The sequence below is a fragment of the Pelagerythrobacter marinus genome (genome assembly GCF_034375205.1).
GTDB lineage: Bacteria > Pseudomonadota > Alphaproteobacteria > Sphingomonadales > Sphingomonadaceae > Pelagerythrobacter > Pelagerythrobacter marinus.
Genome location: NZ_CP139719.1, coordinates 2783810 through 2795615, shown reverse-complemented (window position 1 = coordinate 2795615; position 11806 = coordinate 2783810). Strand labels below are relative to the sequence as shown.

Below are 11806 nucleotides of genomic sequence, written 5' to 3'. Positions count from 1 at the left end.
GACCATGCACGACTGTATCATCCGCGAGGCCGGACCGGCCGATATCGAAACCCTGGCGATCGTCGGGGCGGCGACGTTCCTCGAGACCTTCGCCGGCGTCCTCGACGGCGGCGCGCTGATCGAACATTGCCGCACGCGCCATTCGGCCGCGGCCTATCGCGCCTACCTCGATGGCGGCGCGCGCGCCTGGCTGGCGGAGCTGGACGGCGCGCCGGTCGGCTACGCGCTCCTCGCCCGGCCCGAGCTCGAGGCGGCGCGCGCCGGCGACGTGGAGCTCAAGCGGATCTATCTCCTCTCGCGCTTCCACGGCAGCGGGGTCGCGCGCGACCTGTTCGATGCCGTCCTTGGCGCGGCGCGGGGGCACGAACGGCTCCTGCTGGGGGTCAAGGCGGACAATGCGCGCGCGATCGCCTTCTACGGCGGGCGCGGCTTCGCCCGGATCGGCACGCGCCGGTTCGACGTCGGCGGCAAGCTGTACGACGATGTCGTCATGGCGCGCGAGCTGGAGGGCGCGGGCCAGTGACCGATTCCGGATCGTCCCGCTTCGTCAATATCGGCGAACGCACCAATGTGACCGGCTCCGCCCGGTTCAAGAAACTGATCATGGACGGCGATTACGTCGCCGCGGTCGAGGTCGCCCGGCAGCAGGTCGAGAACGGCGCCCAGGTCATCGACGTCAACATGGACGAGGGGCTGCTCGACGCGGTCGAGGCGATGACCACCTTCCTCAAGCTGATCGCGGCCGAACCCGACATCGCGCGGGTGCCGGTGATGATCGACAGTTCCAAGTGGGAGGTGATCGAGGCCGGGCTCAAGTGCGTTTCGGGCAAGCCGATCGTCAATTCGATCAGCATGAAGGAAGGCGAGGCGCAGTTCCTCGAACAGGCGCGCCTGTGCCTCGACTACGGGGCTGCCGTCGTGGTCATGGCCTTCGACGAGGTCGGCCAGGCCGATACCCGGGAACGCAAGGTCGAGATCTGCACCCGCGCCTACGACCTGCTGACGGGGATCGGCTTCCCGCCGGAAGACATCATCTTCGATCCCAACGTCTTCGCGGTCGCGACCGGGATCGAGGAGCACGACCGCTACGCGCTCGATTTTCTTGAGGCCACGCGCGCGATCAAGGCCGCCTGCCCGCATGTCCATGTCAGCGGGGGACTGTCGAACCTTTCGTTCAGCTTCCGCGGCAACGAGACCGTGCGCCGGGCGATGCACTCGGTCTTCCTCTATCACGCGATTCCCGCCGGGATGGACATGGCGATCGTCAACGCGGGGCAGCTCGACGTCTACGACGCGATCGATCCGCAGCTGCGCGAGGCCTGCGAGGACGTGATCCTGATGCGGCGGCCGGACGCGACCGAGCGGCTGATCGCGCTCGCCGAAAGCTACAAGGGCAAGGACGCGAAGGCCGAGAAGGCGGCGCAGGAATGGCGCGGCTGGCCGGTCGAGCGGCGGCTCGAACACGCGCTGGTCAAGGGTATCGACGCCCACGTGGTGGAGGATACCGAGGAAGCCCGGCTCGCCTGCGCCGAGGCCGGGGGCCGCCCGATCGAGGTGATCGAAGGCCCGCTGATGGACGGGATGAACGTCGTCGGCGACCTGTTCGGAAGCGGCAAGATGTTCCTGCCGCAGGTGGTGAAGTCCGCCCGCGTGATGAAGAAGGCCGTCGCCCACCTGATCCCCTATATCGAGGCCGAGAAAGCCGAAGGCGCCCGGGCCAAGGGCACGATCGTCATGGCCACGGTAAAGGGGGACGTGCACGATATCGGCAAGAACATCGTCGGCGTCGTCCTCCAGTGCAACGGCTACGAGGTGATCGACCTGGGCGTAATGGTCCCCTGGGCGAAGATCCTCGAAAGCGCGAACGACAACCAGGCGGACATGATCGGGCTGTCGGGCCTGATCACACCCTCGCTGGACGAGATGGTGACCGTGGCGGAGGAAATGCAGGCCGCCGGCATGTCGATCCCGCTGCTGATCGGCGGCGCGACGACCAGCAAGGTCCATACCGCGCTGCGGATCGACCCGGCCTACGATGGGCCGGTGATCCACGTGCTCGACGCCAGCCGCGCGGTCGGCGTCGCCAGCCGGCTGCTGTCGGACACCCAGCGCGATGCCTTCGTCGGCGATACCGCCGCCGACTACGCGAAAGTGCGCGATGCGCGCGAGGGAAAGAACAAGAGCGTCCTGCTGAGCCTGGAGGAGGCGCGGGCCAATTTCTACGACGCCTATCTCAGCGACAAGCCGGCGCCGCCCGAGATGCCGGGGCTGCACGTCTTCGACGACTGGCCGCTGGCGGACCTGCGCGAATATATCGACTGGACGCCGTTCTTCCGATCGTGGGAACTGCACGGCACCTGGCCGTCGATCATGAACGACGAGGTCGTCGGCGAAACCGCGCGCAGCCTGAAGGAAGACGCCGACCGCCTCCTGGAGCGGATCGTGGAGGAAAAGTGGCTGACGGCGCGCGGCGTCGCCGGGCTGTGGCCCTGCGCGCGCGACGGCGACGACGTGACCGTGCACCTCGGCGACGGGGAGCGGCACGTCGTCCTGCCGTTCCTGCGCCAGCAGGTGAAGAAGTCGCGCGACCGGGCCAACATGTGCCTGGCCGACTTCATCGATCCGGCCGGCGACTGGATCGGCGGCTTCGCGGTCGGCATCCACGGGATCGACCCCTATTCCGCGCGCTTCCGCGAGGAGAAGGACGATTACTCCGACATCCTGCTCAAGGCCCTGGCCGACCGGCTTGCCGAAGCGTTCGCCGAACGGCTGCACCAGCACGTGCGGACCGAGTTGTGGGGCTATGCCCCGGGCGAGCAGCTGACCAACGAGGCGCTGATCAAGGAAGAGTATCGCGGCATCCGGCCCGCGCCCGGCTATCCCGCCTGCCCCGATCACAGCCTGAAACCGATCCTGTTCGACCTGCTCGACGCGCCGGCCAATGCGGGGCTGGAGCTGACGGAGAGCTTCGCCATGTGGCCCACGGCCGCCGTCAGCGGGTTCTATTTCGGCCACCCGGAGGCGCAGTATTTCGGGGTCGCCCGGATCGGGCGCGACCAGCTGGAAGACTATGCCGCGCGCCGCGGGGTCGATCTGTCCACCGCCGAACGCTGGCTGCGGCCCAATCTCGATTGACCGTGGCGCCGGGATCGCGCAGGGAATGATCCGTCGACCGGGGGAGCGATTCCCCGGTAACGTCGCGCGGGAGAGTTCGCGGGCCGGCCGGTCCGCGACGCCGAAGGAGCAACCGCCCCGGAAACTCTCAGGCACCCGGACCGCGCGCCGGACGACACTCTGGAAAGCGCCCTGCCCCGGCAGGGCCACCGAAGGTGTAAGCCGGCGCGCCGGCCAAGCTCTCAGGTTTCCCGACAGAGGGGGCAGGTGAAAGGGCGCTTCGCGGCGAAGCGTCGTCACGCCAGTCGGGACAAGAGATGAGCGAATCCGAAGACCATACCGATCCGGCGAAGCTGCCGCTCGATGCCTGGCACAGGGCACAGGGCGCACGCATGGTGCCTTTCGCGGGTTACGAGATGCCGATCCAGTACGAAGGGATCGTGGCCGAACACGAATGGACCCGCAGCCATGCCGGCCTGTTCGATGTCAGCCACATGGGCCAGCTCCTCGTCAGCGGCGAGGGGGCGGCCGATGCGCTCGAAGCCTTGCTGCCCGGCGACATCGCCGCTCTGAAGCCCGGGCGCCTGCGCTATTCGCTGCTGCTGGACGGGAACGGCGGCATCCTCGACGACCTGATGGTGACCAACGTTACCGCCGAAGGGGGCGAGCCGACCTATTACCTGGTCGTCAACGGCGCGACCAAGTGGGACGATATCGCCCACTTGCGCGAGCACCTGCCCGACGAGATCACCCTCACCCACCTGGAAGACCAGGCCCTGCTGGCGGTCCAGGGGCCGGAGGCGGAAACCGCGCTGCGCCGAGTGTTTCGCGATGCGATGGGCGATCTGAAGTTCATGCAGGGCACGCGCTTCGGCTTCGGCGACATCGATATCGGCATCAGCCGCTCGGGCTATACCGGCGAAGACGGCTTCGAGCTGTCGCTTCCGGCCGAACATGCCGAGACGCTGGCCGGCCGGCTCTGCGCCGAGATCGAGATCAAGCCGATCGGGCTGGGGGCGCGCGATTCGCTGCGGCTGGAAGCGGGCCTTCCCCTCTACGGCCACGACCTTTCGCCCGAGACCGACCCGGTCAGCGCCGGCCTGGCCTTCGCGATCGGCAAGCGCCGCCGGGCCGAAGGCGGCTTCCCCGGCGCCGAACGGGTGCTCCGCCTGCTCGAGGACGGAACCGATCGCCTGCGCGTCGGGCTGGCGCTGGAAGGCCGGCTTCCTGCGCGCGAGGGGGCCCGCGTCTTCGCGGGCGAGATCCCGGTGGGCGAGGTGACCAGCGGCGGGTTCTCGCCCACGCTCGGCCACCCGGTCGCCATGGCCTACGTCGCGCGCGAACGCGCCGCGCAGGGCACCGAACTGGAAATCGAAGTCCGGGGCAAGCGGCTGCCGGCGCGCGTTACGGCGATGCCGTTCGTTCCCCACAAGTACTACCGCGGAGACAAATGATGGCCCGATATTTCACCGAAGAACACGAATGGATCGACGTCGAGGGAGATACCGCCACGGTCGGCATCACCGATTACGCGCAAGGTCAGCTGGGCGATATCGTGTTCGTCGAACTGCCCGCGGTCGGTAGCCCGGTGGAAAAGGAGAAGGACGCGGCGGTCGTCGAAAGCGTCAAGGCGGCGAGCGACGTCTACGCCCCGATCAGCGGCGAAGTGACCGAGATCAACGATTCGCTCGACGGCGATCCGGCGCTCGTCAACTCCAGCCCCGAGGAAGACGGCTGGTTCTTCAAGTTGACCATCGCCGACAAGGCGCAGCTCGAAGGGCTGATGGACGCTGCCGCCTACAAGAGCTTCGTCGACGGTCTTTGAACGCGACAGGAAACCCCCGCCGCCGCGGGGCGCAGGAAAGCAGGACTATGCGTTACTTACCCCTGACCCAGGCCGATCGATCGGCGATGCTCGACCGAATCGGCGTTTCTTCGATCGACGATCTCTTCGTCGACGTGCCGGAAGAGGCCCGCCTGTCGGGGCCGATCGGGGGCCTGCCGCTCCACGCCGGCGAAATGGCGGTGGAACGGCACATGCAGCGCCTCTCGCGCAGGAACCTCGCGGCCGGCGATGCGCCGTTCTTCCTGGGGGCGGGCGCCTATCGCCACCATGTCCCGGCCAGCGTGGACCACGTGATCCAGCGCGGCGAGTTCCTGACTGCCTATACGCCCTACCAGCCGGAAATCGCGCAGGGCACGCTGCAGATGCTGTTCGAGTTCCAGACGCAGGTCGCGCGGCTTTACGGCTGCGCGGTGGCCAATGCCTCGATGTACGACGGCTCGACCGCCTGCTGGGAAGCGGTCGCGATGGCGGGACGGGTCACCCGGCGCAAGCGGGTCGTGCTCTCCGGCGCGCTGCACCCGCACTATGCCGAAGTCGTGCGCACGATGGCCAAGTTCACCGACGACGAGATCGCCGATGCGCTCCCCTCGCTCCAGGGCACGCCCGACAACGAGGGGCTGATTGCCCGGATCGACGACGAAACCTCGTGCGTGGTCGTGCAATACCCCGACATCCTCGGCCGTATTCCCGATCTCGCCGCGATTGCCGAGGCGGCCCATGCCAGGGGCGCGCTGCTGGTCGCGGTCAATACCGAGCCGGTGGCCCTGGGGGCGATCGAGGCACCGGGCGAACTGGGCGCGGATATCGTCGTCGGCGAAGGGCAGGCGATCGGCGTGGGGCTGCAGTTCGGCGGCCCCTATCTCGGCCTGTTCGCGGTGCGCGATGCCAGGCACGTGCGCCAGATGCCGGGGCGGCTGTGCGGCGAGACCGTCGATGCGGAGGGGAAGCGCGGGTTCGTCCTGACCCTCTCCACCCGCGAACAGCATATCCGCCGGGAGAAGGCGACCAGCAACATCTGCACCAACAGCGGGCTCTGCGCGCTGGCCTTCAGCGTGCACATGACCCTGCTGGGCGAGGAAGGGCTGCGCCGCCTGGCCGCGTGCAACCATTCGCTGGCTTGCGAGGCGGCCGACAGGCTGGCGCAGATCCCCGGCGTGGAGCTGCTGAACGACAGCTTCTTCAACGAATTCACCCTGCGGCTGGGCACCGACGCCCGCCAGGTCGTGCGCCGCCTGGCCGACGACGGGGTGCTGGCCGGCGTCTCGCTGGGCCGGCTCTTCCCAGGGGTCGATGCCCTGGAAGACGGGCTCCTGGTCGCGGTCACCGAAACCACAACGCGCGAGGACATCGAGACGCTGGCCTCCGCCCTGCAGGAGGCGCTGGCATGAACGCCCCGAACAAGTCCGGCTGGAAGCCCGAGATGACCGCTGCCGCCGACGGCATGCACGAAGGCCCGGCCACGGCCACCGGCAACCGCGCGCTGATGCTGGAAGAGCCGCTGATCTTCGAGATCGGCCATGCCGAAACGACCGGCGTCGACCTGCCCGAGATCGCGCCGGGCGGACCGAACCGGCTCGGCGGGATGGAGCGGCGCGACCCGATCGGCCTGCCGGGCCTTTCGGAGCCGGAGACCGTGCGGCACTACACCCGGCTCAGCCGGCAGAACTACGCGATCGACCTCGGCCTCTTCCCGCTCGGCTCGTGCACGATGAAGCACAACCCGCGCCTCAACGAGAAAGTCGCGCGCATGCCCGGCTTTGCCGACGTCCACCCGCTCCAGCCGGTATCGACGGTGCGCGGCGCGCTGGAAGTGATCAACGAGCTGGCCCACTGGCTGATCGAGCTGACCGGGATGCACGGCGTGGCGATGAGCCCGAAGGCAGGCGCGCACGGAGAGCTTTGCGGCATCCTGTGCATCCGCGCCGCGCTGGAGGCGCGCGGCGACGCGCGCGAAGTGATCCTGGTGCCCGAAAGCGCGCACGGGACCAACCCGGCCACGGCCGCCTTCGCCGGTTACCGGGTGGAGAACATTCCCGCCAATGCCGATGGCCGGGTGGACCTGGAAGCGCTGAAGGCGCGGCTCGGCCCGGATGTCGCCGGGGTGATGATCACCAATCCGAACACCTGCGGCCTGTTCGAACGCGACATGAAGGCGATTTCCGATGCGGTCCACGCCGCGGGCGGCTTCGTCTATTGCGACGGGGCGAATTTCAACGCGATCGTGGGCAAGGTGCGGCCGGGCGACCTCGGCGTCGATGCCATGCACATCAACCTGCACAAGACGTTTTCCACCCCCCATGGCGGCGGCGGGCCGGGTTCGGGCCCGGTCGTCCTGTCACAGGCGCTTTCGCCGTACGGACCGTTGCCGTTCACCGCGCGCACGGCCGACGGGGTCGTGCACCTGGTGGAGGAAGAGAACGCGGCCGAGTTCGACCATACCAGCGCCTTCGGCCGGATGACGGCCTTCCACGGCCAGATGGGCATGTTCACCCGCGCGCTGGCCTACATTCTCAGCCACGGGGCCGACGGGCTCGCGCAAGTGGCGGAAGACGCGGTTCTCAACGCCAACTACATCCTGCGCAGCCTGGATGACCTGCTCGATGCGCCGTTCGGCGACAGCGGGCCCTGCATGCACGAGGCGCTGTTCGGCGATGGCGGTTTCGCCGAAGGGCTTTCGACGCTCGACCTCGCCAAGTCGCTGATCGACGAGGGCTATCATCCGATGACGATGTATTTCCCGCTCGTCGTCCACGGGGCCATGCTGATCGAACCGACCGAAACCGAGAGCAAGGCCGGCCTCGACCAGTTCATCGAGGCTTTCCGCAGCGTGGCCGAACGGGCGAGGGCAGGCGACGGCGCGATGAAGCAGGCGCCCTACTATGCCCCGCGCCGGCGGCTGGACGAGACGCAGGCCGCGCGCAAGCCGGTCCTCGCGTGGCAAGGGGCGAAAGGGGACTGATCCTGCCGGGGCGCCGCCCTGCCCGCGCGGCTAGCCGATCCCGTCGCTCTTGCGCTCGACCGTGATCTTGATCTGCTGGAGCGAGATGATCGCGACCCAGAACCCGATCACGGCCAGCGCGCTGGAGCCGAGCACGGTGAAGGCCGCCCCTTTCAACCCGTTCCAGCCCATCGCCGTTTCCAGCAGCAGCAGGGCCAGTACCGTGGGCACCGCGCGCACCAGGAAGGCGGTGCCTGCGCGGCCGGCCGAGACGAGCAGCGATTCCAGGCTCGCGCCGACCAGTTCGATCGCGCCGGCAATGGCCAGGATCACCATGGCCCAGTAGACGACGCCGAATTCCGGCCCCGCGATCGCCTCCAGCCCCCAGCGGCCGAAGACCAGCGCGAAGAGCACGGCCAGCGCGCCGCCGATCAGCGCGATATTGGCCATGCGGCGGGCCATGTCGTGCGCCTCGTCCTGCGCGTGGACCAGCTCGGGATAGATCGCCTTCGACACCGTCTGCGCCAGTTGCACCAGCGCCTGGCCCAGTTGCGAGGCGACGCGGAACCCGCCCGCGAAGGCCTCGCCCCCGATCGCGCCGACCAGCAGGATCATCACCTGCTTGCCGCCGACCGTCAGGCTGCCCGACATGTTGGTCGACCACACGAAGCGCCAGGCGCCCGGGTGCTCGCGGGGGAGGCGCCAGAGGCTGATCTGCGAGAAATCGATCTTCTCGCGCCAGGCCGCCGCCGCCCACAGCGCCAGGGCCACGGCCACTTCCGCCGCCGCCCAGGCGAGGATGAAGCCCAGCACACTCGGCATGAACAGCGCGGCCAGGATCGCCCCGAGCGCGCGGATCATCGGCTGCACCGCCTCCGCCGCGGTGGCGCGGCCGAACTGGAAGCGCAGGCGCAATAGCCCGGTCGGGGTCGATCGCATCGAAAGCAGCGAGACGATGCAGTACCCGAACGCCACCCACAGGAGATCGCCGGGCAAGGGCAGCCAGTGCTGCGCGCTCCAGACCAGCGCGGCCGCGATCGCGGTGCCGATCACGACGCTGAGCATGTCGAGCGCGATCGCGAAACCGGTCGCCTCGCCCGCGCCGCGCGGCTCGCTGCCCCAGCGGACGACGAACTGCCAGGTCTGGAAGTTGGCCAGACCGGTGACGGTCTGCCCGATCGCGATGATCAGCGCGAAATAGCCGAATGCCTCCATCCCCAGCGTGCGCGTGGCCAGGGCGAGATAGACGAGGCTGAGCACGGCATTGACCGCGCGGCCGCTCAGCAGCCAGCCGATATTGCGCAACAGCCGACGCATGGCCCGTTACGGCGGCGTCAACCCGCCGCCGCCTCCCGCTTGGCCAGCAGGCGTTCGGTCACTTCGAACGTCCGTTCGTTGTCCACGTCCACCGCGTATTCCCCGCGCGAGAGGACGATGGGGACCAGCTTGAAGCCGAACCGGCGCGATACCTGCGCGAAGAGCTTCTCCTTCGAGCCCCAGCCAAGGTAGAAGCGAACGAGGTTGAGCACGCCGAAAGCCTTGGCGATCCGGCGCGGATATTTCACGAACTGCCCGCCGCCCCGCATGATCTCGGCCGCCGAAAGCGCGCGCTCGCCGCCGATCCAGTAGGTGTTGCAGTTGGAATAGCTGCCATCGGAAAACTGGTAGAAGCGCGATTGCCCTTCCGGGTCCGCCGCCTGGACGTCTTCCTTGCGCGCGAGCGCCGCGGCGGCACCGGCATCTTCTGCCAGGGCCTTCTCGATGAACTCGCTGTAGCCTTCGGGGGTGACGAGGCAGTTGTCGGCAGTGGTGATAAGGAGCGGGAACCGCGCATCCTCCGCGCCCGAGAACACGCTGTCGACCAGGTTGAAGGCGCCGGGCCGGAAGGCCAGCCGCCCGTCGTCCACCAGCTTCGCGACCAGCGGAATGGCGGCGATCTCGTCCGGCTCGTGCGCGACGATGCGGATTTCGCCGACTTGCGGGCAGGCAGATACCGCCTCCACCACATGTTCGATCATCGGCTTCCCGCCCACCGGCACGACGCATTTCTGCGCGACGCCGGCCCGCGCGGCCAGGGGATCGAGAACGCCGGAACGCTTGCCGGCCATGATGAGTGCAGTGACGGTCACGCCCCGCTCCCTAGACCCATGGGCCGGATTGGCAACCCTTGCCAGCCTGCGCGCCGCGCGGCAGGGGCGGCGAATGCGCGTGATCTTCAGCCGCAAGGGGTTCGACAGCGCGGCGGGTGGCGGCGCTTCGCCTATCGTCGATGGCCGCCCGGTCAGCCTGCCGATCCCGGCCGGCGGGCCGTCGCGCACGACCTATGGCGCGCTGGGGTTGGGCGAGCACGTGCGCCGCGCCAGCCGGGGGCGCCTCGGGGCCGGGGATCGCTGTCACCACGACCCGATGTTTCTGCCCGGCGGCACCTGCCTGTTCGGACAATGCGGCGCCGCCCAGACCCACCTGGCCAACCGCGGGGTGGGGCCGGGCGACGTGTTCCTGTTCTTCGGCCTGTTTCGGGACGAGCGCACGGGCGAGCCGCACCACCGCATCTTCGGCTATCTCGCGGTGGAGGAGGTCGTCGCCCTCGCCGATTGCGCGCCGGAGCGGCGGGATGCGCTGCTCCGCCACGATCACCCCCACGCGATCGGCATGAGCGCGACGAACGACACGGTCTACTGCGGCCCGGGGCAGGTGGCGGGGCGGGCCGGCGACGCGCTGCGATTGACCGTTCCCGAAGGCCCGCCTTCGCTCTGGCAGCGGCCGGGCTGGCTCCGCCGCGGGGGGCTCAGCTATCACGACCGCGCCGATCGCTGGTTGCGCGCAGGCCGCCTGAAAAGCGTCGCGCGCGGGCAGGAATTCGTCGCCGATATCGGCCGCCGCAAGGCCCCGCGCGAATGGCTCGCGCGGGTGCTGGACGAGATCAGAGCGACTTGATGATCGCGCTGAAGTCGAGCCCGGCATTGTCCTCGGCGAACTGCTCGTAGAGCTCCTTCGCATGGCGGCCCAGCGGGGTCGAGGCATCGGCGGTTTGCGCCGCCTCCATCGCCAGCTTCAGATCCTTGAGCATCAGGCCAGTGGCGAAGCCGCCCTGGTAGCCCTTGTCGGCCGGGCTTTCGACGCCGACGCCGGGCAGGGGGGTATAGGCATTCAAGGACCAGCAATAGCCCGAGGACTGCGAGCTGATCTCGTAGAACTTCTGCGGGTCGAGGCCGAGCTTCTCGGCCATTCTCATCGCCTCTGCCGTGCCGATCATCGAAATGGCGAGCAGCATGTTGTTGCAGATCTTGGCGGTCTGGCCGGCGCCTGCGTCGCCCGCGTGGATCACGGCCTTGCCCATCGCGTTCAGCACCTCTTCGGCGCGCGCGAAGGCCTTCTCGGTGCCGCCGACCATGAAAGTCAGCGTCCCGCCATTCGCCGCCGCGATCCCGCCCGAGACGGGGGCATCGACCATGTCGTATCCGGCCGCTTCGGCCTTGGCGTTAATCTCCTTGGCGGTGGCGACATCGATGGTCGAGCAATCGAGCAGCACCGCGCCTTCGGGGGCCTTGCCGATCACGCTGTCGGTATAGACCGATTTCACGATCGCGCCGTTGGGCAGCATCGTCACCACGCCTTCGACGCCGCGGACGGCCTCGGCGGCATCGGTGAATGTCGTGCAGCCGTTGTCGCCGGCCGTCGCCAGCGCCTCTTCCGACAAGTCGAAGGCGTTCACCTCGTGCCCCGCCTTCACGAGGTTCGCGGCCATCCCGCCGCCCATGTTGCCGAGGCCGATGAAGGCGATTTTCATGTTCTCATCCTCTTCGCAAACTGCTGCGGATCGTTTTCGGGCGGTTGACGAAGGTGACAGGGCGTCACCCAGATTGTGCCCCACAAGCCATTGATCTGGAGCGCATATTCGCCAAGGT

10 protein-coding genes and 1 riboswitch are annotated in these 11806 nt (G+C 68.5%); of the genes, 7 read left to right on the top strand and 3 right to left on the bottom strand.

Annotated elements, in window-relative coordinates:
* Positions 1-4 precede the first annotated feature (4 nt).
* The 6 genes from T8T98_RS13630 (at position 5) to gcvPB (ending at position 7919) form a co-directional block, all read left to right on the top strand.
* Positions 5-523 (top strand): GNAT family N-acetyltransferase, encoded by a 519-nt coding sequence (locus T8T98_RS13630; protein WP_160734140.1) that lies wholly within the window; start codon positions 5-7, stop codon positions 521-523.
* Complete coding sequence (metH, locus tag T8T98_RS13625; protein ID WP_251104777.1) at positions 520-3135, top strand: methionine synthase; 2616 nt, start codon at positions 520-522, stop codon at positions 3133-3135. The genes T8T98_RS13630 and metH overlap by 4 nt, the downstream gene beginning before the upstream one ends.
* 57 nt (positions 3136-3192) lie before the next feature.
* Positions 3193-3288: riboswitch (glycine riboswitch) on the top strand.
* Positions 3289-3431: 143 nt separating this feature from the next.
* Complete coding sequence (gene gcvT, locus T8T98_RS13620) at positions 3432-4568, top strand: glycine cleavage system aminomethyltransferase GcvT (RefSeq protein WP_251104778.1); 1137 nt, start codon at positions 3432-3434, stop codon at positions 4566-4568.
* The gene (gcvH, locus tag T8T98_RS13615; RefSeq protein ID WP_251106038.1) at positions 4568-4939 is read left to right on the top strand and encodes a glycine cleavage system protein GcvH; all 372 of its coding nucleotides are present in this window, start codon (positions 4568-4570) and stop codon (positions 4937-4939) included. The genes gcvT and gcvH overlap by 1 nt, the downstream gene beginning before the upstream one ends.
* Positions 4940-4986: 47 nt before the next feature.
* Entirely contained in the window at positions 4987-6348 is a 1362-nt protein-coding gene (gene gcvPA / locus T8T98_RS13610) for an aminomethyl-transferring glycine dehydrogenase subunit GcvPA (RefSeq protein WP_251104779.1), read from the top strand.
* Positions 6345-7919, top strand: coding sequence for an aminomethyl-transferring glycine dehydrogenase subunit GcvPB (gene gcvPB, locus T8T98_RS13605; RefSeq protein WP_251104780.1), 1575 nt, complete (start codon positions 6345-6347; stop codon positions 7917-7919). The genes gcvPA and gcvPB overlap by 4 nt, the downstream gene beginning before the upstream one ends.
* Before the next feature lie 30 nt (positions 7920-7949).
* Here gcvPB and T8T98_RS13600 read toward each other — a convergent pair whose 3' ends face one another.
* Complete coding sequence (locus T8T98_RS13600) at positions 7950-9215, bottom strand: lipopolysaccharide biosynthesis protein (protein ID WP_160734134.1); 1266 nt, start codon at positions 9213-9215, stop codon at positions 7950-7952.
* Between the two features lie 17 nt (positions 9216-9232).
* A complete protein-coding gene (mobA, locus tag T8T98_RS13595; protein ID WP_251104781.1) occupies positions 9233-10027 on the bottom strand; it encodes an NTP transferase domain-containing protein in 795 nt (264 codons plus the stop codon).
* 73 nt (positions 10028-10100) lie between these two features.
* Between mobA and T8T98_RS13590 the strand changes: the two genes are divergently transcribed.
* On the top strand, positions 10101-10835 hold the full coding sequence (locus tag T8T98_RS13590) for an Nmad3 family putative nucleotide modification protein (RefSeq protein ID WP_251104782.1): 735 nt from the start codon (positions 10101-10103) through the stop codon (positions 10833-10835).
* On the opposite strand, the gene mmsB is transcribed toward T8T98_RS13590, so the two are convergent.
* Entirely contained in the window at positions 10822-11688 is an 867-nt protein-coding gene (gene mmsB / locus T8T98_RS13585; protein WP_251104783.1) for a 3-hydroxyisobutyrate dehydrogenase, read from the bottom strand. The genes T8T98_RS13590 and mmsB overlap by 14 nt on opposite strands.
* Between the last annotated feature and the right edge of the window lie 118 nt (positions 11689-11806).